Source organism: Variovorax sp. OV084 (assembly GCF_900111625.1).
In the GTDB taxonomy this organism is placed as follows: domain Bacteria; phylum Pseudomonadota; class Gammaproteobacteria; order Burkholderiales; family Burkholderiaceae_C; genus Variovorax.
This window is the reverse complement of the sequence record NZ_FOII01000001.1, coordinates 682,964-705,608: the sequence shown is the minus strand read 5'-3', so window position 1 is coordinate 705,608 and position 22,645 is coordinate 682,964. Positions and strand designations below refer to the sequence as shown.

24 protein-coding genes are annotated in these 22,645 nt (G+C 67.2%); 13 read left to right on the top strand and 11 right to left on the bottom strand.

The window, feature by feature from the left end; genetic code table 11:
• Positions 1–31: 31 nt before the first annotated feature.
• Positions 32–1,447, bottom strand: coding sequence for a sensor histidine kinase (locus tag BMW87_RS03465; RefSeq protein WP_093074155.1), 1,416 nt, complete (start codon positions 1,445–1,447; stop codon positions 32–34).
• Positions 1,440–2,135, bottom strand: a complete 696-nt coding sequence (locus BMW87_RS03460) for a response regulator transcription factor (RefSeq protein ID WP_093075196.1) — start codon at positions 2,133–2,135, stop codon at positions 1,440–1,442. Before BMW87_RS03460 ends, BMW87_RS03465 begins: the two co-directional genes overlap by 8 nt.
• A gap of 208 nt (positions 2,136–2,343) precedes the next feature.
• Between BMW87_RS03460 and BMW87_RS03455 the strand changes: the two genes are divergently transcribed.
• From BMW87_RS03455 to BMW87_RS03435, 5 genes are read left to right on the top strand one after another with little or no spacing between them, the layout of a single operon-like run.
• Positions 2,344–3,498 carry an efflux RND transporter periplasmic adaptor subunit gene (locus tag BMW87_RS03455; protein WP_093075193.1) on the top strand — a complete coding sequence of 385 codons (1,155 nt, stop codon included), beginning with the start codon at positions 2,344–2,346 and terminating at the stop codon, positions 3,496–3,498.
• Positions 3,491–6,586: an efflux RND transporter permease subunit gene (locus tag BMW87_RS03450; RefSeq protein ID WP_093074153.1), complete on the top strand. Its 3,096-nt coding sequence runs from the start codon at positions 3,491–3,493 to the stop codon at positions 6,584–6,586. The genes BMW87_RS03455 and BMW87_RS03450 overlap by 8 nt, the downstream gene beginning before the upstream one ends.
• A 20-nt stretch (positions 6,587–6,606) precedes the next feature.
• The gene (locus BMW87_RS03445; RefSeq protein ID WP_093074151.1) at positions 6,607–8,115 is read left to right on the top strand and encodes an efflux transporter outer membrane subunit; all 1,509 of its coding nucleotides are present in this window, start codon (positions 6,607–6,609) and stop codon (positions 8,113–8,115) included.
• Positions 8,112–8,483, top strand: a complete 372-nt coding sequence (locus BMW87_RS03440) for a RidA family protein (protein ID WP_093074149.1) — start codon at positions 8,112–8,114, stop codon at positions 8,481–8,483. Before BMW87_RS03445 ends, BMW87_RS03440 begins: the two co-directional genes overlap by 4 nt.
• A 14-nt stretch (positions 8,484–8,497) precedes the next feature.
• Positions 8,498–8,848 (top strand): hypothetical protein, encoded by a 351-nt coding sequence (locus BMW87_RS03435; RefSeq protein ID WP_256216633.1) that lies wholly within the window; start codon positions 8,498–8,500, stop codon positions 8,846–8,848.
• Here the strand turns inward: BMW87_RS03435 and BMW87_RS03430 are convergent.
• The 6 genes from BMW87_RS03430 to BMW87_RS03405 all read right to left on the bottom strand — a co-directional run bounded on the left by BMW87_RS03430 (position 8,812) and on the right by BMW87_RS03405 (position 14,848).
• Complete coding sequence (locus BMW87_RS03430; RefSeq protein ID WP_093074145.1) at positions 8,812–9,885, bottom strand: patatin-like phospholipase domain-containing protein; 1,074 nt, start codon at positions 9,883–9,885, stop codon at positions 8,812–8,814. The genes BMW87_RS03435 and BMW87_RS03430 overlap by 37 nt on opposite strands.
• On the bottom strand, positions 9,882–10,295 hold the full coding sequence (locus tag BMW87_RS03425; RefSeq protein WP_093074143.1) for a type II toxin-antitoxin system VapC family toxin: 414 nt from the start codon (positions 10,293–10,295) through the stop codon (positions 9,882–9,884). The genes BMW87_RS03430 and BMW87_RS03425 overlap by 4 nt, the downstream gene beginning before the upstream one ends.
• A 7-nt stretch (positions 10,296–10,302) precedes the next feature.
• Positions 10,303–10,560 (bottom strand): type II toxin-antitoxin system Phd/YefM family antitoxin, encoded by a 258-nt coding sequence (locus tag BMW87_RS03420; protein ID WP_093056816.1) that lies wholly within the window; start codon positions 10,558–10,560, stop codon positions 10,303–10,305.
• A 54-nt stretch (positions 10,561–10,614) separates the two neighbouring features.
• The gene (locus BMW87_RS03415; protein ID WP_093056817.1) at positions 10,615–12,990 is read right to left on the bottom strand and encodes a Tex family protein; all 2,376 of its coding nucleotides are present in this window, start codon (positions 12,988–12,990) and stop codon (positions 10,615–10,617) included.
• Positions 12,991–13,070: 80 nt separating this feature from the next.
• Complete coding sequence (locus BMW87_RS03410; RefSeq protein WP_093074141.1) at positions 13,071–14,045, bottom strand: sensor histidine kinase; 975 nt, start codon at positions 14,043–14,045, stop codon at positions 13,071–13,073.
• Between the two features lie 8 nt (positions 14,046–14,053).
• Entirely contained in the window at positions 14,054–14,848 is a 795-nt protein-coding gene (locus tag BMW87_RS03405; protein WP_093074139.1) for a LuxR C-terminal-related transcriptional regulator, read from the bottom strand.
• A gap of 381 nt (positions 14,849–15,229) precedes the next feature.
• Here BMW87_RS03405 and BMW87_RS03400 point away from each other — a divergent pair, with 381 nt between their 5' ends.
• The 7 genes from BMW87_RS03400 to BMW87_RS03370 all read left to right on the top strand — a co-directional run bounded on the left by BMW87_RS03400 (position 15,230) and on the right by BMW87_RS03370 (position 20,269).
• Positions 15,230–15,919, top strand: coding sequence for a hypothetical protein (locus BMW87_RS03400; protein ID WP_093074137.1), 690 nt, complete (start codon positions 15,230–15,232; stop codon positions 15,917–15,919).
• Between the two features lie 77 nt (positions 15,920–15,996).
• Positions 15,997–16,818: a hypothetical protein gene (locus BMW87_RS03395; RefSeq protein WP_093074135.1), complete on the top strand. Its 822-nt coding sequence runs from the start codon at positions 15,997–15,999 to the stop codon at positions 16,816–16,818.
• A 16-nt stretch (positions 16,819–16,834) separates the two neighbouring features.
• Positions 16,835–17,164: a hypothetical protein gene (locus BMW87_RS03390; RefSeq protein WP_093056822.1), complete on the top strand. Its 330-nt coding sequence runs from the start codon at positions 16,835–16,837 to the stop codon at positions 17,162–17,164.
• A 58-nt stretch (positions 17,165–17,222) separates the two neighbouring features.
• Positions 17,223–17,747 (top strand): hypothetical protein, encoded by a 525-nt coding sequence (locus BMW87_RS03385; RefSeq protein ID WP_093074133.1) that lies wholly within the window; start codon positions 17,223–17,225, stop codon positions 17,745–17,747.
• 61 nt (positions 17,748–17,808) lie between these two features.
• Positions 17,809–18,171, top strand: a complete 363-nt coding sequence (locus tag BMW87_RS03380; RefSeq protein WP_093074131.1) for a GIY-YIG nuclease family protein — start codon at positions 17,809–17,811, stop codon at positions 18,169–18,171.
• Between the two features lie 104 nt (positions 18,172–18,275).
• Positions 18,276–18,845: a DUF2239 family protein gene (locus tag BMW87_RS03375; protein ID WP_093056825.1), complete on the top strand. Its 570-nt coding sequence runs from the start codon at positions 18,276–18,278 to the stop codon at positions 18,843–18,845.
• The gene (locus BMW87_RS03370) at positions 18,842–20,269 is read left to right on the top strand and encodes an MATE family efflux transporter (protein WP_093056826.1); all 1,428 of its coding nucleotides are present in this window, start codon (positions 18,842–18,844) and stop codon (positions 20,267–20,269) included. The genes BMW87_RS03375 and BMW87_RS03370 overlap by 4 nt, the downstream gene beginning before the upstream one ends.
• 30 nt (positions 20,270–20,299) lie before the next feature.
• Here BMW87_RS03370 and BMW87_RS03365 read toward each other — a convergent pair whose 3' ends face one another.
• Positions 20,300–20,776 (bottom strand): VOC family protein, encoded by a 477-nt coding sequence (locus BMW87_RS03365; protein WP_093056827.1) that lies wholly within the window; start codon positions 20,774–20,776, stop codon positions 20,300–20,302.
• Positions 20,777–20,894: 118 nt separating this feature from the next.
• On the bottom strand, positions 20,895–21,233 hold the full coding sequence (locus BMW87_RS03360) for an antibiotic biosynthesis monooxygenase family protein (RefSeq protein ID WP_093074129.1): 339 nt from the start codon (positions 21,231–21,233) through the stop codon (positions 20,895–20,897).
• 99 nt (positions 21,234–21,332) lie between these two features.
• Here BMW87_RS03360 and soxR point away from each other — a divergent pair, with 99 nt between their 5' ends.
• Positions 21,333–21,806: a redox-sensitive transcriptional activator SoxR gene (soxR, locus tag BMW87_RS03355; protein WP_093074127.1), complete on the top strand. Its 474-nt coding sequence runs from the start codon at positions 21,333–21,335 to the stop codon at positions 21,804–21,806.
• Here the strand turns inward: soxR and BMW87_RS03350 are convergent.
• Positions 21,803–22,624, bottom strand: coding sequence for an amidohydrolase family protein (locus tag BMW87_RS03350; protein WP_093074125.1), 822 nt, complete (start codon positions 22,622–22,624; stop codon positions 21,803–21,805). The two genes, soxR and BMW87_RS03350, sit on opposite strands and share 4 nt — an antisense overlap.
• Positions 22,625–22,645 lie beyond the last annotated feature (21 nt).

Sequence of the window (22,645 nt, the reverse complement as noted above, 5' to 3'; positions counted from 1 at the left end):
CCACGGTCAGGGTTTGCCCGGCGGGTCAGCCTCACCGCGCCAACGGCAACCGCATATCGAAGCGCGCCCCGCCGCCCGCTTCGTTCGCCGCCTCGATCCGCCCGCCATGCGCATGCACCACGGCCTGCGACAAGGCCAGCCCCAGCCCAAGCCCAGGCGTCTTCTCGTCCGACCGCGCCGTGGCACCGCGATAGAAGCGCTCGAACAGATGCGGCAGTTCGTCTCCGCGAATGCCCGGCCCACTGTCCGCCACACTCAGGACGGCTTCATTCGCCTCCACGTCCGCACGCAGGCTCACGCGCACCGTCGTGCCGGCCGGCGAAAACTTGAGCGCGTTGTCGAGCAGATTGGCCAGAGCCAGGCTCGCCGCGCCGCGCGCCACCCGCGCAGCCACGGGCAGTGCGGGTACCAATGAAATCTCCAGCCGCCTTTCGCGCGCCATCGGCTCCAACCGGCGCACGGCCTCTTCCGCCAGCACGTTCAGCGACACCGTCTCGGCCGCGTCGCGTTCCTGCCCTGCGTCGAGCCGGGCCAGCACCAGCAGCTCTTCGACCAGCAGCGTGAGTGATTCGACTTCTTCGAGCGAGGAATGCAGCGTCTCCACATAGGCCGCCGGTTCGCGCGGCCTGCGCAAAGCGAGTTCAAGCTCGGTGCGCAGCCGCGACAGCGGCGAGCGCAGCTCGTGCGACGCATCCGCCGTGAATCGCCGCTGCGCCTCCATGCCCTGCTCAATGCGCGCCAGCATGGCGTTGAGCGTGTCGACCAGCCGGCCGATCTCGTCGTTCGTTCCGGGGTGCGGCAGGCGCTCGCCCAGGTTCGCGTCACCGATGCGATGCGCCTGCTGCACCACGTCGTCGATGGCACCGAAGGCGCGCCGGGTGATCAATGCGCCCGCCGCCCCCAGCGCCAGCAGCAGCGCGCCGCCGAGGATCAGGAACAGCACGCTGGCCATCGCCACCGTGCGGTTCACGTCGTCCAGCGAGCCGGCCACCTGCACCGCCAGCAGCGATGAGGCACCGCGCCCCGGCACGGGCACCGAGACCATGCGCGTCGGCTCCTCGCCGAAGCCGTCGAGCGTTTCGAACACGGTCTCGCCCGCCGCGAGCCGCTCGCGCAGTGCGGGCGGAATGGGCAGTTGCGCCTCGCCGAGGTTGCTGCTGCGCGCCAGCACGCGGCCCTCGGCGTCGACGATCTGCACCAGCCGGTCGAGCCGCACGAACGAAGGCGCACCAGGGCCAGGCGGGGCCTCGTGCACGATCACGGTGTCCCCCTCGCCCGCGGACAGCAGCATGCCCATTTCGGTCTCGGCCAGCGCGAGCAGCGCGGCATCGAGCTCGCGGTGCACGTTGCGCGCGAACACGAGATACGAGCCGAAGGCGGCGATCGCCATCACCACCACGATCACGCTGACGTGTGCCAGCGCCAGCCGCTTGCGGAAACTAAGCATGTCCAACCACGCCGTCGTCGGCCAGTGCCAGCCTGAAGCCGCGCCCGCGCACGGTCTGTATCAACGGTGCGGCCGGCGGCGCGTCGACCTTGCGGCGCAGGTTGCTGATGTGCACGTCGATCAGGTTGTCGATGGCGATCAGGTCGTCCTTCCACACCTGCTCGGCCAGGCGCGACCGGCTCACCACCTCGCCGGCATGGCGCAGCAATATCTGCAGGATCGCGAATTCCTTGTGCGTCAGGTCCAGCACCATGCCGCCGCGCAGCACGCGCTGGCTCTGCGGGTCGAGGCTCAGGTCGGCCAGCGCGAGCACCACGGGCCGCATGATCTCGGAGCGGCGCAGCAAGGCGCGCACGCGGGCCAGCAACTCGTCGAAGGCAAAGGGCTTGGTCAGGTAGTCGTCGGCGCCGGTGTTGAGGCCGGCCACGCGGTCGCTCAGCGCGTCGCGGGCGGTGAGCATGAGCACGGGCGTCTTGCAGCCGCGCTGGCGCAGATCGCGGCACAGCGTGAGGCCGTCCTTACCGGGCAGCATCCAGTCGAGCACGATCAGGTCGTAGGCGACGACGAAGGCTTCCTCGTCACCCTCCTCCGCCGTGTGCACGACGTCGACGACAAAGCCCTCTTCCTGCAGGCCGCGGGCCAACAGCCGGGCGGCCTTGCGGTCGTCTTCGATCAACAGAATTCTCATGGCGCGAATCATGCCCCGGCTTCCTGACTGCAGGCCGCAGGGGTGCGCAAGGGCCAATCCTTAAGACATCTTCAGGATTTCTTGAGAACTTCTTAAGTCGCCCTTTCGTACCCTCGCCGAGAGGAGACGGGAGCGGATCGAGGGCATGGGGAAAGCACCCCGTGCGCAGCGCGCCCGTCCTCGCAACGGACGCATTGCGACGATGAAGATGAAAAAGAAATCCCTGTACCAGATGACGCCGGCACGCATCGTGTTCGGCGTACTGACCTGCGCGGCGCTGTGCGTCGACTCCTTCGACAACACCGCCCATGCCGCCACCGCCGTGGCCGCCGCACCCGCGCCGATGCTCGTGCGCCAGGGCAACCGCCTGAGCGTGCCCGCCGGCTCGCCGCTGCGCGAGCGCCTGCTGGTCGCCACGGTCGGCCAGGATGCCCTGCCGCACGAAGTGAGCCTGCCCGCCACGGTGGAGGCCAACCCGGCCGGCACCGTCAATATTCTTCCCCCGCTGACCGGCAAGCTGCTCGAACTGAAGGTGCGCCTGGGCGACACGGTCAAGCGCGGCCAGGTGCTCGCCACGATGGCCTCGCCCGATCTCGCGCAGGCCGTGGCCGACGCGCAGAAGGCCCGCGACGCGCTCGACCTGGCGCAGCGCGCGCTGGTGCGGGCGCGCGGCGTGAACGAGGCCGGTTCCAACGCCGCGAAAGACGTGGAGGCGGCCCAGAGCAGCGTCGCGCAGCAGACAGCGGAGCTGCACCGCAGCGAAACGCGCCTGCGCAGCCTGGGCGCTGAAGGCAGCGGCGGGCAAGCCGGCCAGGTGCTGAAGATCGTCGCGCCCATGGCCGGCACGGTCACGGCGCTGAACGCGGCCGCGGGCGCCAACCTGAACGACGCCAATGCGGCGCTGATGACGGTGTCGAACCTCGACTCGGTCTGGGTCACGGTCAACGTGCCCGAGAACGTCGTGGGTGCGGTCACCCCGGGGCAGAACGCGGTCATCACGCTGGCGGCCTATCCGGGCCGCAGCTTCAGCGGCAAGGTCGGTTTCGTGAGCGCGGTGCTCGACGCGGACACGCGCCGCGCCCGCGCGCGCATCGTGTTCGCCAACCCCGAGGGCATCTTCAAGCCCAACATGTACGCAACGGCCGTGCTGGGCGTGCCGCAGGGCGCACAGCCGCAGGTGCCGGCCTCTGCCCTGCTGATGAACAACGACAGCGTGAGCGTGTTCGTCGAGGCCGAGCCCTGGACCTTCGTGCGGCGCATGGTCGAGCTGGGCCGCGAGGACGGCGACAAGGTCCGCATCCGCAGCGGCCTGTCCGCGGGCGAGCGCGTTGTGGTGCGTGGCGGTGTGTTGCTGAATGATTAATCTCATCATCACCCAGTTCTTTCGCCGCAGGCACCTGGCCTGGGCGATGTCGGTGGCGCTGGTGCTGTTCGGCGCCTGGTCGTGGACGCAGATGACGGTCGAGGCCTACCCCGACCTCGGCGACGTGACCGTGCAGGTAACAACGCAGGTCAACGGCCTGGCCGCCGAGGAAATCGAGCAGCAGATCACCACGCCGCTGGAACGCGCGTTGAGCAACACGCCGGGGCTGGCCTCGATCCGCTCGAGCAGCACCTTCGGGCTGTCGCTCATCAACCTGAGCTTCAAGGACGGCACCGACGACTACTTCGCTCGCCAGCGCGTCACCGAGCGCATCGGGCAGGTCAGCTTGCCTTCCGGGGCGCAGCCAGGCCTGGGGCCCGTTGCAGGGCCGGCCGGTGAGATCTACCGCTACACGCTCGAATCGGACACGAAGAACCTGATGGAGCTGTCGGAGCTGCAGCGCTGGAAGGTGATTCCCGCACTCAAGCAGGTGGCGGGCGTGGTGGACATCAACAACTTCGGCGGTTTCACGCGCGAATTTCAGCTCGAACTCGACCCGGCGCGCATGCAGAAGTACGGGCTGGTGCTGAATGACGTGGTCACGGCCATCAACAACAACAGCGCCAACGCGGGCGGCGGGCGCATCGCGCGCGGTGACCAGAGCTATGTGGTGCGCGGCATCGGCCAGATCCACACGCTGGACGACCTGGGCACCGTGGTTGTGGCGCAGAACGGTGGCTCGCCGGTGCTGGTGCGCGACCTGGGGCGGCTGCAGTTCGGCCACCAGGAGCGCGGCGGCATCCTCGGCAAGGACACCAACCCCGACACCATCGAGGGCATCGTGCTGATGCTCAAGTACGAGAACCCGTCTCGCGTGCTCGAAGGCGTGCACGCCAAGATCGACGAACTGCAGGCCGAACTCGCGCCCATGGGCGTGAAGATCGTGCCCTACATCGACCGCGACGACCTGGTGAAGCTCACCGTCGACAAGGTGACGCACACGGTGCTCGAAGGCATGGCGCTGGTGTGCTTCGTGCTCATTCTTTTCCTGGGCAGCCCGCGCAGCGCGGTGGTTGCTGCGGTGGCCATTCCGATGTCGCTGGTCACGGTGTTCATCGTGATGCACTTCACCCGCATGCCGGCCAACCTGTTCTCGCTGGGCGCGATCGACTTCGGCATCATCGTGGACGGGGCCATCGTGGTGATGGAAGCGATATTGCGGCGGCGCGAGGAAGAACCCGAAGCCACGCTCACCGAGGGAAACATCCTCGAAACCGTAAGTCACGTGTCGGGGCCGATCTTCTTCGCCACGCTGATCATCATCACCGCGTACTTTCCGCTGTTCGCCTTCGAGCGGGCCGAGGGCAAGCTGTTCAAGCCAATGGCGTTCACGGTCGGCTACGCGCTGGTGGGCGCCCTGCTCTGCGCGCTCACGCTCATTCCCAGCCTGGCCTACGTGGCGCTGCGCAAGCCGAGCAAGCCCTTCGTCAACAAGCCGCTGGAGTGGCTCACGCGCGCATACCGCCGCGTGCTGGCGAAGCTGCTGGACGTGCCCGCCATCGCCTACGGCCTGAGCGCGCTGGCGCTGGCCGCGGTGATGGTGCTGGGCACCACGGCCGGACGCGAGTTTTTGCCAGACATCGACGAAGGCGCGCTGTGGCTGCAGGTGCAGCTGCCATCGGGCCTGTCGCTCGACAAGGCCAGCGAGATGGCCACCGAACTGCGGCATGTGCTGCTCGAATACCCGGAAGTGTCGTACGTGGTGACGCAGCTGGGCCGCAACGACGACGGCACCGATCCGTGGACGCCTTCGCACATGGAGGTGCCCGTGGGCCTCAAGCCCTACAGCGAGTGGCCGGCCGGGGTGAACAAGGCCGCCTTCGTGCGCACGCTGACCGAGCGCTTCGCGCGCATGCCGGGCTTCGACGTGGGCATCAGCCAGCCGATCATCGACGGCGTGAACGATTCGGTGGGCGGCGCGCACAGCCCGCTGGTGCTGCGCATCTACGGCGACGACCTGAAGGAAAGCCGGCGCATCGGCAACCAGATCGTCGATCTGCTCGAGACGGTGCGCGGCACGGCCTCGGCCTCGCTGTTCCAGGAGCCACCGATTCCGCAGGTGGTGATCGAGCTGAACCGCGAGGCGGCGGCGCGCTTCGGCGTCAACGCGAACGACGTGGCCAGCCTGATCCAGACCGGCATCGGCGGCGCGCCCGTTATCACGGTGTATGCGGAGAACCGCACCTACAACGTGGCAGTGAAGATGCCCAAGAGCGCCAAGGGCAACACCGAGGCCATCGGTGCGCTGCTGCTCAACAGCTCCAGCGGCGCGAAGGTGCCGCTGTCGCAGGTGGCCGACATCCGGCTGCAGACCGGCGAAAGCACCATCTCGCACGAGATGAACGAGCGGCAGATCACCGTGCGCGTGGACAACCGCGACCGCGACCTGGCTTCGTATCTCGATGAGGCACGGGCCCGCATCGCGAAGGAAGTGAAGTTCGACCCGGCCAAATTCAGGCTGCAATGGGCCGGCCAGTTCGAGAACCAGCAGCGTGCGCAGGCCCGCCTGGGCGTGTCGCTGGCCATCGTGGTCTGCATCATGGCGGTGCTGCTGTTCTTCCAGTTCGGCAAGATCCGGCAGGTGGCGCTGATTCTCGGTGTGGTGCCCATGGCCACGCTGGGCGGGTTGATCGCGGTGCACGTGGCGGGCGAAACGCTCAACGTGGCCACTGCCGTGGGCTTCATCGCGCTGTTCGGCGTGTCCATACAGAACGGGATCATCATGGTCGCGAACTTCCGGCGCGTGCGCGGCGAAGGGCTTGCCCTGCAAGCCTCGGTGCTCGAAGGCGCGGCCGAGCGGCTGCGCCCGGTGCTGATGACGGCCACGGTGGCATCGGTCGGCATGCTGCCGGCAGCGCTGGCCACCGGCGTGGGCACCGACGTGCAGCGCGGGCTGGCAACGGTGGTGGTCGGCGGGCTGGTGGTGTCGACGCTGCTCACGCTGTTCATCCTGCCGACGCTGTATTTCGCGATGGAGCGCGTTTTCGAGCGCAAGGGCTGGGGCACGCGCTCGCGCCGCGACCGTTAGGAAGGCTGGAGACACAACACATGAAGAAGACAACAAGCCTTGCGGCGCCCTTGGCGGCTGGCATCGTGCTGCTGCTGGGTGGCTGCGCGGTCGGGCCAGACTATGTGCGACCGCCGCTGAACCTGCCCACGCAGTACACAGCCTCGCCACCCACCAGCAAGGAGGCCGAAGGCGTGCCACTGGCGCACCTGTCGCCCGAGCTCGACGTGCCGGCGCAGTGGTGGCAAGCCTTTCGCTCCGAGCCGCTGAACGCGCTGGTAACGCAGAGCCTGGCGGGCAACCCGACCATCGAGGCCGCAGATGCCGCCCTGCGCGCGGCGCAGGAGAACGAAGCCGCCGATCGCGCCGCGTTCTGGCCCAGCGTGGCGCTGGGCTACTCGCCCACTCGGCAGCGCGTGGCCAGCGCGGTCGCGAGTCCGGTTTCTTCCAACGCGAACCTGTACACGCTGCACACCGCACAGGTAACGGTGTCGTACACGCCCGACGCGTTCGGCGCCACGCGCCGGCAGGTCGAGGGCGCGCAGGCGCAGACCGAGCTGCAGCGCTTCCAGAGCCTGGCCGCGAAGCTCACGCTGAGCAGCAACGTGGTGGCCGCCGCGATCACCGAAGCCTCTCTGCACGCGCAGCAACGCGCCACGCTGGAAATCGTCGCGGGGCAGAAAGAAGTGCTGCAGGCCTATCGCAAGCAGCAGGCGCTGGGGCAGGTGGCGCTGGCCGATGTCGATGCGCAAGAAGCATCGCTGGCCGCCACCGAGGCCACGCTGCCGCCGCTCGACAAGCAGCTTGCGCAGCAGCGCAACCTGCTGGCCACGCTGGCAGGCCGCTACCCGAGCGAGGGCGTGGCGGCGCATTTCGATCTCGATGCCTTGCAACTGCCTGCGGAGTTGCCGCTGACCCTGCCGTCCAGCCTGGTCGAGCACCGGCCTGACGTGCGTGCGGCCGAGGCGCAGCTGCAGGCGGCCAGCGCCGCCATCGGTGTGGCAGTCGCCGCGCGGCTGCCGAACGTGACGCTGGGTGTGAATTCGTATGGTTCGTCGGCCTACACGCTGTCGGAGCTGTTCAAGTCGTCATCGCTGTTCTGGACCGTCGCGGCCAGCGTGACTCAGCCCATCTTCGACGGCGGCGCTCTCAAGCACCGCGAAGCCGCCGCGCGGGCCTCGTTCGACCAGGCAGCCGCGCAGTACCGAGCGACGGTGCTCGCCGCCTTCCAGGACGTAGCCAACACGCTCGAGGCCATCGACGCCGACACCCGCACGCTGCAGGCGGCCCTGAAGGCCGAGCGCACGGCCTCGCAGAGCCTAGCGCGCACGCGGGCGCAGGTGCGGCTTGGTGACGCCAGCGCGTTGTCTCTGCGCATTGCGCAGCAGGCTCAGCAGCAGGCGCTGCTCAATCTCGTGCAGGCCCGCGCGCTGCGGCTGACCGATGCGGCCGCCCTCTTCCAGGCGCTCGGCGGCGGCTGGTGGAATACTGCTGCTCCACCGGCGCAGCTAGCCGCCTCGTCTTCTTCCCATTCCCCCGCATCGCCATGAACATCATCCGCCACGAGATGGGCCCCCGCTTCAGCGAGATGGTGACCGTCGACCTGGGCGCCGCGCGCCTGCTCTACCTCTCCGGCCAGGTGGCCGAGAACCCGTCGCTCGACATCACCGGGCAGATGCGCGAGATCCTGTACCACATCGACGACATGCTCGCCACGCAGGGCGCAACGAAGAAAGACCTGGTCAGCGTGACGATCTACCTGCGCACCGTGGGCGACTACGCCGCGATGAACTCTGTGTGGGACGAATGGGTGCCTGCCGGCCACACGCCGGCGCGCGCCACGGTGGGGGCGAAGCTGATCGACTCGGAATACCGCGTCGAGATCCAGGCCACGGCGGCCATCGGGCCAGTACCATGAAAGGTATGCGTCGCATGGTCGCTCTGTGGGCATTGACGCTCGGTGGCTGCACCGCCTTCGATGCGCACTCGTTCGATCACTCGGCCGGCTGGCGGACCGCGCAGGTCGTCAGCGTGGGCCGCGCGGGCGATCTGGCCAAAACGGCCGACCATGATTGCGGCGTCGAGGGCGGCGCCGCAGCGCCCTACGCCATCGTGCGCTACCGCAACGGCGGCGTGCACACGCGTTCGATCGGCACAGGGCATTGGCCCGCGGGCGCCTCGCTCAAGGTCGGCGATGAGGTGGAAGTGAACATCCTCGACTGCGCCGCGCCGCTGGCGCTTCTCGGTCAGAGCGGCAGCGTCTCGGGCACGCCGTCGCGCTGAAGCCAGCCTTCGAACTCATCCGACAGCCGCCGTGCCTCCCGCGTGGCCCGGCCCCAGGCGGAGATGCGTGCCTGCGCGTCGTTGGCGAAGTGGATGAAGTCCTTGCGGTCGGGCAGCTTGCCGTTGGGCAGCGACCGCACCCATTCGGGGTCGGGCGCGAGCACCACCATGCGGTCGAGGAAGCCGCTGGCCTTGTGGCGCCAGCGCAGGCCCTTGTCGAGCCAGCCCGGCACCACCGCCTGCTGGAAGTGCGGGTACAGCACGATGCCCTCATCGGCCGGCTGGTAGTCGAGGTGCAGGTGGTAGTCGGTGATGCCGCCGTCCCAGTAGGCGCCGCGCGGTGCGCCCGGAATGTCATGCACCGCCGCCAGCAGGAACGGGATGGAGCACGAGGCCTGCAGCACCATGTTGAAGTTGGCCTCGCTCAACGCATGCTGGCGCGTGCGGAAGTCGCGCGTGCCGAAAGGCAAGGCCGCGCCGGGCGTGGAAAACACGCAGCGCTCCAGCCATGCACCCAGGCTCTTGCGGTGCAGGCTGTTGGTGGCAAAGGCGCCCAGGTAGCCGACCGGCGTGCGCGCCCTGCCCTCGCGCCCAAGGATGTGGCGCCCGCGCGATGTCACCACGTGCAAGCGATAGCGCGGGTGGCTCAGCACCTCGCCGATGCGCCCGCCGTAGAAAGATTCAAGGCTTTCGGCGAAACGCTCGCTGAGCTGACTCGGGCTGAGCCGCTTCTGCCCCGGCGGCACTTCGAACTGCTGGTGCACGTAGTCGTGCTCGAAGCGTTCGAAAGCGGCGTCAGGGTCGGCCAGGCAGGCCGTCGACAGCCGCCATGCGCCGATGGAGGCGCCCACCAGATGCACCTGCTGGCTCGACTGCGTGAGCCAGCGGCCGAAGATGAAGCGGTCGAGCGCACCGAGGATCAACCCCTTGGGGCCGCCGGCCGCGCCGGGGATGGTGCGCACGTCCTGCGGACGCAGGCCGTGCTGTTCGATGTGCTTGCGGGCCGCGGGGCCGGCGTAGATGCGCAGGGCTTTCATGCCTGTGTGTGCTCGAAGGGGTTGAGCACCTCGACGCCAAACCCTGCGAAATCGCTCACGTTGCGGGTCACTACGGTCAGCGCATGCTGCTTTGCAGTGGCGGCAATCATCGCGTCTTCATACAGCGTGTTCGAACTGCGATGCATCAGCTTCGCCCAGAGCCTGAAGGTTTCTGCATCCATGGGGAGAACGTTGTAGGAAGCTGCAACCAATGCGGCCCATTGCTCGATCTCGCCGGCCTTGGCGGCGTCTTGCTCGCGTGTGAGTTCGATGCCGGCCTGGATCTCTCCTAGCGTCACCGCCGAGAGATGAAGATCGCTGTCCACAATGGGCGTGAGCCACGCGACGACCGCGCCGTGCGGACGAGGCCTGCGAAGTTCGGAAATGACGTTCGTGTCCAGCAGATACATACCGGCCTCAGCGCATTGGCGTGATGCGGCGCCTGCGTGCGGCACCCCGCTGCGGAACCAGGAATTCGGTGCGTGCTTCCGTCGAGAGCAGCAGGTCCTTGAGCGATGGCTTTGCCGTGGCGTGCAAGCGCCGCCATTCAGCTGCAGGAACAAGCACGGCCACCTCGGCTCCACGCTTCGTCACCATTTGCGGCCCTTCGACGAGAGAGGCCTCGAGAAACTCACTGAAACGCGCCTTGGCGTCCTGCACAGGCCAGGTTTTCATTGCAACCACCCATCAAACTAGTTATCTGACTAGTTTAACAGGTGAGGAATCCGCTTACTTGCGCAGCCCCTGCAGCTTGGCAAAAGCACTCGCCATCTGCCCCGCCGGCTGCGGCGAGTTGTCGCGCCGGCCTTGTTGCTGCTGGCCGCGCCCCGCTCCTTCGAAGCGGTTGTCGCGCGGGCCGTCGCGGCGCGCGGGCGCCGCATCGAGCTTCATCGACAGGCCGATGCGCTTGCGCGCCACATCCACTTCCATCACCTTGACCTTGACGATGTCGCCGGTCTTGACGACTTCGCGTGCGTCGTTGACGAACTTGTGGCTCAGCTGGCTCACGTGAACCAGGCCGTCCTGGTGCACGCCGAGGTCGACGAAGGCGCCGAACTGGGCCACGTTGCTCACGGTGCCTTCGAGGATCATGCCCTCGACCAGGTCCTTGATGTCGTCCACGCCGTCGTTGAAGCGAGCCACCTTGAAGTCGGGGCGCGGGTCGCGGCCCGGCTTTTCAAGTTCGCCCAGGATGTCCTTGACCGTGATGACGCCGAACTTCTCGTTGGCGAACAGTTCGGGCTTCAGCGTCTTGAGCATGTCGGCGCGGCCCATGAGTTCGGCGATGGGCTTGCCGGTCTTCACGATGATCTGCTCGACCAGCGGATAGGTTTCGGGGTGCACGCCGGTGATGTCCAGCGGGTCGGCGCCGTCGCGGATGCGCAGGAAGCCTGCGCTCTGCTCGAAGGCCTTGGGGCCGAAGCCGGTCACGTCTAGCAGCTGCTTGCGGGTGGAAAACGCGCCGTTGGCTTCACGCCAGCGCACCACCGCCTTGGCCACGCTGGCCGACAGGCCCGAGACGCGGCTGAGCAGCGGCACGCTGGCGGTATTCAGGTCGACGCCCACCGAGTTCACGCAGTCTTCGACCACAGCCTGCAGCGTGCGCGCAAGTTCGCTCTGGTTCACGTCGTGCTGGTACTGGCCCACGCCGATGCTCTTGGGGTCGATCTTCACGAGTTCGGCCAGTGGATCTTGCAGTCGGCGTGCAATGGAGGCGGCGCCGCGCAGGCTCACGTCGACATCGGGCATTTCCTGCGAGGCGAATTCGCTGGCCGAGTACACGGAAGCGCCGGCTTCGCTGACGACGACCTTGTCGACCTTCATTTCGGGCGCGCCGGCTTGGGCGGCCATCTTGGCCAGCAGCTTGATGAGGTCGGCAGCCAGCTTGTCGGTTTCGCGGCTTGCTGTGCCGTTGCCGATGGCGATGAGGTTCACGCCGTGCTTGGCGCACAGCTTGCCCAGCGTGTGCAGCGAGCCTTCCCAGTCCTTGCGCGGCTCGTGGGGGAACACAGTGGCGGTTTCGACCAGCTTGCCGGTGGAGTCGACCACGGCCACCTTCACGCCGGTGCGGATGCCCGGGTCCAGGCCCATCACGACGCGCGGGCCGGCGGGCGCGGCCAGCAGCAGGTCGCGCAGGTTGTCGGCGAACACCTTGATCGCGACCTTCTCGGCGTCTTCGCGCAGGCGGGTGAACAGGTCGCGCTCGGTCGACAGCGCCAGCTTGACGCGCCAGGTCCAGGCCACGCACTTGCGGATCAGGTCGTCCGACGGACGAGCCGCATGGCTCCAGCCCAGGTGCAGCGCGATGCGGCCTTCGGCGATGCTGGGCTTGCCCGGTTCGGGCTCCACGGGCAGCACCAGCTTGGCATCGAGGATGTCGAGCGCGCGGCCGCGGAACACAGCCAGGGCACGGTGCGAGGGCACGCGGCCGATGGGCTCGTCGTACTCGAAGTAGTCGCGGAACTTGGCGATGTCGGCGTTGTTCTCGTCCTTGCCGGCCATCAGGCTGGACTTGAGCAGACCCTCGGCCCAGAGCCATTCGCGCAGCCCCTGCACCAGTGCAGCGTCTTCGGCCCAGCGCTCGGAAAGAATGTCGCGCACACCGTCGAGAACGAGCGGTACGGTGGAGAAATCGGGGCCCGGCTTGCCGTCGTCCAGCGTGGTGGCGGGCTGCAGGAAGGCCTTGGCTTCGACGGCCGGGTCGAGCGTCGGGTCGGCCAGCAGCTTGTCGGCCAGCGGCTCGATGCCGAATTCGCGAGCGATCTGGCCCTTGGTGCGGCGCTTTTGCTTGAACGGCAGGTACAGGTCTTCGAGTTCCTGCTTGGTCGGCGCGAATTCGATCGCGGCGCGCAGCTCGGGGGTCAGCTTGCCCTGCTCGTCGATGGCCTTGAGCACCGCCACGCGGCGGTCTTCGAGTTCGCGCAGGTAGGAAAGACGCGCTTCCAGTTCACGCAGCTGGGTGTCGTCGAGGCCGTCGGTGGCTTCCTTGCGGTAGCGGGCGATGAATGGAACCGTGGCGCCTCCGTCGAGCAGTTCGACGGCGGCCTTCACCTGGTTCTCGCCGACCTTGATTTCGGCGGCGAGCTGGCGAATGATTTTCTGCATGTCTTGAGCGCGTCCCTGGCAAAGCGCGGGAGTTTGCCATAGGCGCGGATGGCGTCCGTCCGGGCGGCCCGGCGGGCGTGTTACAGCATGCTTTCCGCTTCGGCCCGGGTGCCGGCTGGCGCCTGCGCCTGGCTTGGAACCACCAGCAGCACGCTCAGCCCGCGCGGCGCGGCATTTTCGATTGTCAGCTCGCCGCCGATGGCGTCGGCCCGGGAGCGCATGCTGCGCAGGCCCTTGCCCGCATCGGTGAAAGACGCGCTTCGCGAACCCAGCCCGCGGCCGTCGTCGCGCACCTCCAGCATCAGCAATCCCCGGTCGCGAAGGCCCAAGCGCAGTTCGACGCGGGTCGCCTGCGCATGCCGCAGCGCATTGGACATGGCTTCCTGCGCCACCCGGCAGATCTGCATCGCGGTTTCCGGCGGCACCCAGCGGGTGTGGGCCTCGCTGGCGATGTGCCATTCGAGCCCGATGCCGAGCCGGTCGAACGCGGGCTGCAGCCGGTAGCGCACGTGGGCCAGTCGCTCGACGACGGTGGCGGAAGTCTGGTCGTCGAGGTCGTCGACCGTCATCTGGAGTTCGAGCAGGCAGTCCTGCAGGGCCATCGACAGGCTACCGGGCCCGGCGGACCGGGGGTCCTGGCTGGCCAGCAGCGCCACCAGCCGGGAGCCCACGCCGTCATGCAGATCGTTGGCGATGCGCCGTCGCTCGGCGACCACCGCCTGCGACGGCCGATGGTCTGCGGCACGGCGCCGGAAGGCAAGAAAACAGACGCTCGCGATGAGCGCGGCAAGCACCGCCACGTTCAGCGCCTGCAGCGCCCAGAAGGCGAACGGCATGCCATCCGCCGTCACGCCGATGGCCGAAGTGGCCCGAATGACCTGCGCGGTCACGGGCGTCAGGTGCAGCGCACCCGCCAGGCCGGCCCACATCAGCAGCCTCCGGCGCGAGACGCGCGTGCGCAGCCACGTCAACAGCACGCACCACGAGCCGATCGACAGCCACACGAACTGGTCTTCCAGGAAGTGCGGTAAAGAAAGGGCCTGCGGCGCCAGCATGGCATGGGCTACAGAAGCCCCCGGTGGGAGGCAAAGCTCACGGCCTGCGCGCGGGTGTGGGCGTGCAGCTTGCGGTAGATGTTCTTGACGTGCGCGTTAACCGTCTGGGCGCTGATGGTGAGCTGCAGCGCGATTTCCTCGGTAACGTAGCCCGTCGCTACAAGTCGTAACACTTCGCGCTCCCGCGCGGATAACGTCGCCTTGGTGTCCGGCGGACGCACCGGATTGACGTTGGAGCGCTTGTGATCGAGGTGCACGAGCAGCCGGCGCGCCAGCCGCGGGGTGATGGCGGCCCCACCGTTCACCACCTGCAGCACGGCCTGGGCATAGCTCTGGAACCAGGCGTTCTTGACCAGGTAGCCGGAAGCGCCGAGTTCGAAGGCATGCAGCACCTGGGGTTCGTCCTCGAGCGCCGAGATGACGATGATTTCCGCCGCGCTGCGATGCCGCTTGGCCTCTTCGATGAGCTCGAATCCGCTGCCGTCGCCCAGGCGGATGTCGACCATGAGCACGTCGAACTCATGCTGCAGCAGCAATCGTCGGCCTTCGCGCAGCGTGCCGGCTTGCCCTTCGAGTTGAATGCGCAGGTCTCCCAGCAATTCCTGGGCTATGACGCGACGCACGAAGGGGTCGTCGTCCACCAGCAGGACGCGCACGGGTTTGGTCTGTTGCCCGGTTAGGAAATCAGGCCACGGGAGAGTGTCGGCGGACGGCGAGAGAAGCCCGCCGAACTGGCCGGGATTGGCGTATTGCTTACCCCCGCTGCCCACATCTGTCAATGAAATGTCGAGATCGCTTTCCATTCCAGCCCCTTTGTGACACATAGCACATCTTGTTCGTGACCAAAAGTTAATTCATTTCTACTCAAATTTTTGGTTTCAGTTTTTTTGATTACTTTGGTTGCATTTTGTTTCCATTAGTCAACAATGTCCATCGAAAGTTGTAGTTTTTCTCTCGGACATTGCATCGGGGGGCCCTCCACCCGCGGCCCCCGAAACGGTGCAAAACACACCTTTCGCCATAGCCTTGCTCTACCCAGCACAGGGCATTTTTCGCTGGTTCCTCGACGCAGAAACTGCACCTCGGTCGTGACGGAAGCATTTCAAGCAGTGCCACTGACCGTTAGCTGATGGCCGGATCGATCCGGCAATCGGGTTCGTTTCAACAACTTTCGAGGAAGCATCATGAAGAAGACACTCATCGCGATCGCAGTGGTTCTGGTTGGAAGCGTTGCCTCGGCAACCAGCACCACGGCCCTCGCCGCCACCAGTACGACGACCGGCTCTTCCAGTTCCGCCGGATCCGTTGCAGCCAGCTCGGGCACGGGCAGTGCACTGAGCTACAACGCGGCCAATTCCAGCTCGTCGGCCAGCGCCAACGCTGCCGGCGGCGCAGTCAGCTTTCCGGGTCTGCGCATCGGTGGCGCAACGGCAGGCGGCTCGGCGACCACGCAAGGCCGCGTGACCAGCGTGGCTGCAACGACAGGCAATGGCGCCGCAGCGGGCGCTGCCAATGCCTCGGCCAATGCAGGCGCGACCGCCAATGCCAACTACAGCGCGGGCGGCCCCAACTCCGTGAGCGGCAGCGCAGGCGGAACCGCTGGCTCCACGACCAACAACACGGCCGCAACGGCCGCGGGTCCTGGCGGCGGTCTGGCCGTGGTAACGCGCACCTCCGGCACGACGTCGAGCTTCAATGCCTCGTCGGGCGCCGTCAACGGCTTCGTCAACGGCACGACCACCTCGGCGACGGCGGGCTCGACCGGCGGCTCCTTCGGCGTGACCAACCTCAGCTTCGGCAATGCCGCCGGCTTCAGCAATGGTGGCGGTACCGGCGGCCTGGCTGGCTCCGGCGCAACTGCATCGGCTCCCTGAGCCGTTCTCGCACCGGTTGTTGCACTCAGAAATGGGGAGGGGCTAGCCCCTCCCCGGCTTCCAAAGGAGTTGAGAACATGAAAAAACTTATTGTCCTGACCTTGCTGGGCTTGTCCGCGGGCGCCATGGCGCAGACCACGGCGGGCGGTGCCAACAACCAGTCATCGAGCTCAGCCACCACCTCGGCCCAGGGCAACACCCAGGCCGTGAACTTCAACACCAACACCCCTGCAGACACCCGGGCGACGCTGAACCAGAACGTCAACAACACGGGCGCCACGACGAGCACCGTCGACTACCGGGGCAGCTACACGATCAAGAACGTGCCGTCGGTCAACGGCCCGAACCTGACGACGAGCAACGACACCTGCATGGGCAGCACGAGCGCAAGCGCGAACGGACCGGGCGTCGGACTCAGCTTCGGCACCACCTGGACGGACGAGCACTGCAAGCGCCTGAAGATGAGCCGCGAACTCTGGAACAAGGGCATGAAGGCAGCCTCGCTCGCCATGGACTGCATGGACCCCGCGGCCCTGGCTGCGCTGGAGATGACGGGCACGAAATGCCCGCAGTCGATGACAGCGGACGAGCGCGTGACCGCCTACGGTCCGCAGGCGTCGGCAAGCGGCGCGCTCCCGGCACCGGCGCGCCCGGTGGCTGCGGCTGCGCCAGTGGCGCCCGTCGCAGTGGTACCGGCGGCGACGCCACCAGTGCCCATCGCCGAAGTCACGCCCCCCGCGCAGCCGGTGGCCACGGCCCAGGACGAGCCTCCGGCGGCGGTGTCGATGCCCGTTGCCAGCGCTACGGTGACGGCAATGGATCCGGGCGAAGTGGCTGCCATCCGCGCGGCACGGCCGACCGGCGACGTTGCATCCGCATCGATGGCAGTCCGGCAATGACCGCGCGGAGCCTGACATGACCAGGACCGTAATCCTCTGGCTGGCGGCCTGCTGCACGGCGACAGTCGCGGCTGCAGCGGCCGCGCCCTCGCCGCCGGTGCTGCGCATCGAGCGGATGAACATGGGCAGCGGCTTGCAGAACGCACGGGGCACCGAGAACGCCGAGCCGGTCGGCACTCTGGGCGTGTGGCACGTGCCGCAATACCTGCCGGGCTTTCCGACAGCCGCGACGATCTGGCCGCGCGTGATCATCCTGCAGTGCGCGAGCGACCTGTGCTCCGGCTACGAGATCACTCCCGAAATGGGACGCGGCGAATACCTCTTCTTCGTACCGGAGAAGAAATAAACAGCGCAGGCCCGCGCGGCCGGGCGGCCGCGGGCTTGCGCTGCCTTACCCTTCGCGGATGACATTCCTCGCGCGCGTCCTGCGCGTCCTGCGCGTCTTGCGTGCCCTGCTCCGCGCCGTTGGCACCGCGCTCATCGTTCCCCTGCTGCTCTTCGAGGAGTGGGGCTGGGAGCCACTGGCTGCGCTGGCGGCACGGCTGTCCCGCCTTCCCTTCTGGGCCGCGCTTGAAGACCGGCTGCGCCGGCTGCCGCCCTGGGGCGCGGTGCTGGCCTTCTTCGTGCCCGTATTGCTGCTGCTTCCGGTGAAGGTGCTGGCTCTCTTTCTCTTCAGCCGCGGCCATGCAGCCACGGGCCTCACCGTGCTCGTGCTGGCCAAGCTGGCGGGCACGGCCGTCGTCGCGCGGATCTTCCAGCTGGTCGAAGGGCCGCTGATGCGCATTCCGTGGTTCGCCCGCTGGTATCCCAGGTGGAAGGCCTGGAAGGACCATGTGCTCACCATCGTTCGCCAGAGCCGCCCGTGGCGCCTGGTGCGGGCGCTGAACCGGCGCATTTCGCGGGGCTGGCGGCGGTTCAGGGAAGGTTGAGTTGGTTCATTTTTACCCGGGTATATTGTCATTTCAATTTAACCCGGGTAATATTTGATGCATGAACCTCTCTGAAGAAACCCGGCGCGCCCTCACCCGCCATTACAAGGAAACCCCGCGCCCGGCCGGCGTCTTCGTCATCCGAAACAAGCTGAGCGGCCGCGTCTATGTGGCCGGCAGCCTCGACGTCGAAGGCGCGATGAACCGCGCGCGCTTCGAGCTGAACATGCCCGCTCACCGCAACAAGGCGCTCCAGCAAGACTGGAACGCGCACGGCGCCGGTCATTTCACCTTCGAAGTGATCGACCGGATCAAGGAACGCGAAGACCCCGATTTCGATCGCAAGGCCGAACTCGGCAGGCTCCTGCCGCTCTGGCAAGAAGAGCTTCAATGCTTCGGCCCGAACGGCTACAACACGGCATGAGCGCCCACGCAACGTACGGCGGCGAGATGCCGCACGCCGAAGCGCTTCAGCGAGTAGATTACGCACCTCGTTTCGCTTGGCACCCCCAGGAACAAAACACCCGAATGTCATCTGACACCCCACCCACCACCCTGACCGTGTTCTTCGGCTTCCAGCGCATCGCACAGGGCAGCAAGGCCGAAGTGCTCGACCAGCTGCGCCGCCGCGACGACCCCGGGCCGTACCTTGTTTTCGACGACCAGACCGGCACGCAACTCGACCTCGACCTGCGCGAGTTGCTGCCTGAATTGCGCGATCACGAAGCCGAGCACCGCGACGATGCCCCGCGCGGCGTTGGCCGGCCCAAGCTCGGCGTGGTCGCACGCGAAGTCACGCTGCTGCCGCGCCACTGGGACTGGCTCGGACGCCAGCCCGGCGGCGCCTCGGTCGCGCTGCGCAAGCTGGTCGACGACGCCCGCCGCGTGAACGCCGAGCGCGACACCGTGCGCGCCGCGCACGAAGCCACCTACCGCTTCATGACCGCCATCGCGGGCAACCTGCCCGGCTTCGAGGAAGCCACCCGCGCACTGTTCGCCGGCGAGGAGCAACGCTTCGGCAACCTGATCGAGCCCTGGCCCGCCGACGTGCGCGCCCATTTGCAGAAACTGTCGGCCGCAGGCTGGCCTCCCCAATGAGAACAACCCCCGAGACAACCGGCGCCGGCAGCGGCGCCGACGCTAGCGGCCTGCAAGGCGTGCCCGTGGCGCCAGTCAATGCGCCGCGTCCGCTGTGGAAGGTCTTTCTCTTCTTCCTCGCGCCGATGTTGCTCAGCAACATCCTCCAATCGCTCTCGGGCACGCTCAACAACGTGTACGTGGGGCAGATGCTTGGCGTGGGCGCGCTGGCCGCCGTGTCGAGCTTCTTTCCGGTGATGTTCTTCTTCATCGCCTTCATCATCGGCCTGGGCGCCGGCGCTTCGGTGTTGATCGGCCAAGCCTGGGGCGCGCGCGACGTTGCCAAGGCCAAGGCCGTGGCCGGCACCACGCTCACCGTCGGCGTGCTGATGGGCCTGGTGATCGCGGTGTTCGGCGGCGCGTTCACCACGCCGATGCTGGCCGCGCTGGGCACGCCGCCCGACGTGCTGGCCGACTCCACGCGCTACGCCCGCATCATGCTGATCGCAATGCCTGGCGTGTTCGTGTTCCTGCTGGCCACCGCAATGCTGCGCGGCGTAGGCGACACCGTCACGCCGCTTCTCACGTTGGTGATCTCGACGCTCATCGGGCTGGTGGTTACCCCCGCGCTCATTCGCGGCTGGGGCGGTCTTCCGCAGCTTGGCGTGGCGAGCGGCGCGTGGGCGTCGGTGCTGTCCTTCATCGTGGCGACCACGTGGCTCGGCTTCCGGCTGCGCCAGAAAAAGAGCCCGCTCGCGCCTGACGCGGCGTTCATGCGCAACCTGCGTATCCAGCCGCAATTGCTGAAGGCCGTACTGCGCATCGGCGTGCCCACGGGCGTGCAGATGATCGTCGTGGCGCTGGCCGAGGTGGTGCTGCTTTCTATGGTCAACGGCTACGGCTCGAATGCCACGGCCGCCTACGGCGCGGTGAACCAGGTGGTGGCGTACGTGCAGTTCCCGGCAATCTCCATTGCCATCACCGCGTCGATCCTCGGCGCGCAGGCCATCGGTGCGGGCCGCGCCAACCGGCTCGGCGCGATCGCGAAGACGGCGCTGCTGATGAACCTGGTGCTGACCGGCGGGCTCGTGCTGCTGGGCTACCTGTTCTCGCGGCCGCTCATGGGCTTTTTCATTACCAGCGCGCCGGTGATCGAAATCGCCCAGACGCTGCTGCACATCATGCTGTGGAGCCTGGTGATCTTCGGCATGGCCGCTGCGCTGTCGGGGATCATGCGCGCCAGCGGCTCGGTGCTGGTGCCCACGCTGATTTCCATCGTCTGCATCCTCGGCGTGGAAGTGCCGGTGGCCTGGGTCATGAGCCACCGCATCGGGCTCGACGGGATCTGGATCGCCTACCCCGTGACCTTCGGCGCGATGCTGCTGCTGCAGACCGCGTACTACCAGCTGGTGTGGCGCAAGAAGGCAATCCACCGGCTGGTGTAGCCGCTACACCTTGGCCGGGGCGACGGCAGATCACTCCCCGTCGAAGGCTTTCTGCGCCGCGGCGAGATCGAGCTTGACCATCTTCATCATCGCCTCCATCGCGCGGGCGGCCTTGGCCGGGTCCTTGTCCTGGAACATGCGGATCATGGCCGTGGGCGCAATTTGCCACGACACGCCGTAGCGGTCGGTGAGCCAGCCGCACTGCACCGGCTCGCCGCCGCCTTCGAGCAGCTTGTCCCAGTAGTTGTCGACCTCGGCCTGCGTCTCGCACTTCACGAACATCGAGATGGCCGGGTTGAACTTGTACTGAGGCCCGCCGTTGAGCACCATGAACTCCTGCCCTTCGAGCTCGAAGGTCGCGGTGAGCAGCGAGCCCTTCTTGGCTGGGTTGACGTCGCCCCAGAGCAGCTTGTCGGTCACGCGCGAGTTCGGAAAGATGGAGGTGTAGAACTTCAGCGCGTCTTCGCCGTTGCCGTCGAACCAGAGGCAGGGAACGATCTTCTGCATGGGATCTCCTTTGCTTTGATGATGAACCTTGAGGTTCAGTATCAAAGCGGCAGGAGGCTCTTGTCAACCCGTGCAACGCCTGTCAGTGAGAAGTTGACAGGCTCGTCCTTCCCGGCCGTCAGGCGATGCGGTAGAAGCCCTGGTCGCTGCGCACGCCCGCATTCTTCGTGAACGCAACCGGATCGAAGCCTTCCTCGGCGAACTTCTTCTTCACGAACTCGGCGGCCGAGGCCACGGCCTGCTCGCTCGCCCACTCGACGAGCGTCACCACGTTGAATTCGCCGCTGCCGCCGGTCTGGTCCAGCACGTAGGTGCGCTGGCAGCCCGGCCAGGTGCGCAGCGTCTGCTGGATGCGGTGCATCTGGGCGATGAACTCGGGGCGAGCTTCGGCGGGCACGACAAACTTGTCGATGCGGAAGACGGGACCGGATTGGAGGGGGATGGCATCGTTCGACATGAAGCGGGTTCCTTGATGAGAAAAATGCGCACAGGACCTGCGCGCTGAAAGTTATTCTCAAACCTCAAGCAAAGTTGAGGTCAAGAGTTTTTTCTCCACATGAACGACGCACTGCAAAAGGCCGGCATCTCACCCACGCTCACCGTCGGCGAAGTCGCGCGCCGCAGCGGCGTCACGGTGTCCACCCTGCATTTCTACGAGGCACAGGGCCTGATCGACAGCACCCGCACTGCAGGCAACCAGCGGCGCTATCCGCGCACGGTGCTGCGGCGCGTGGCCTTCGTGCGGGTAGCGCAAAGGGTAGGCATTTCGCTTGCCGACATCGGCACGGCGCTGGCTACCCTCCCCGCATCCGCTGCGCCCAGCCGCGAAGACTGGGCCCGTCTGTCGGCCGCGTGGCGCACCGAGCTGGACGAGCGCATGGCGCAGCTGCAAAAACTGCGCGACACGCTCGACGACTGCATCGGCTGTGGCTGCCTGTCGATCGACCGGTGCAAGCTGCGCAATCCGCTGGACCGGCTGGGCGCCGAGGGCCAGGGGCCGCAACGCCTGCTGGTGAGGCGCGGCGCCTAGAAGCCGTAGAGCGCCGCCGGGTTGTCCACGAGGATGCGCCGCCGCGTGTCATCGCTGGTCGCCCAGGAAAACAGCAGGTCGTACAGCGGCGCGCTTTCGGGCCTGGGGTTGCGCCCCGGGTGCGGCCAGTTGCTGGCCCAGAGGCAGCGCTCGGGAAACTTTTCGGCCAGCGTGCGGGCCAGCAGGCTCACGTCGTCATAGCCGGGTGCGCCGGTCTTCGAGGTTTCGTAGGGCGCCGAAAGCTTGATCCACACGCGCCCCGAATCGAGCACGCGCAGCAGCGACTGGAACGACGGGTGGTCCGGCGCCACCGGCTCCAGGAACTTGCCGTTGTGGTCCAGCACCAGCCGGCACGGCAGGCGCTTGAGCACCGCCTCGTGCTCGGGCATCGTGCGGCCGTCGAGCTGCAGGTTGACCATCCAGTCGGCATTGGCCAGCCGCGCGGCCATTGGTTCGAGCGATGCCCAGCTCAGCACGCCGCCGATCATCATGTAGCGCACGCCGCGCATGCCGCCGGCGTGCAGGCGCGCGATCTCGGCATCGGCCACGTCGGGCGCTACCAGCGCGATGCCGCGCGCTGTATTGCCGAACTGGGCCAGCGCATCGAGCGTGCAGCTGTTGTCGAAGCCATAGCCCGTGGGCTGCACGACCACGGCGCGGTCGATGCCCAGCGGCTGCTGCACCTGCTCGCGGTAAGCCGACACCGGCGAATGCGGCGGCACCCATGCGACGTTCGGAATCAACGGGAAGCGGTCTTCGTAAATGTGGACGTGGCAGTCGCAGGCGCCGGCATAGCGCGCATTCCGGGTTGGTTCCATGGGGCTCTCTTTGCGGGATGT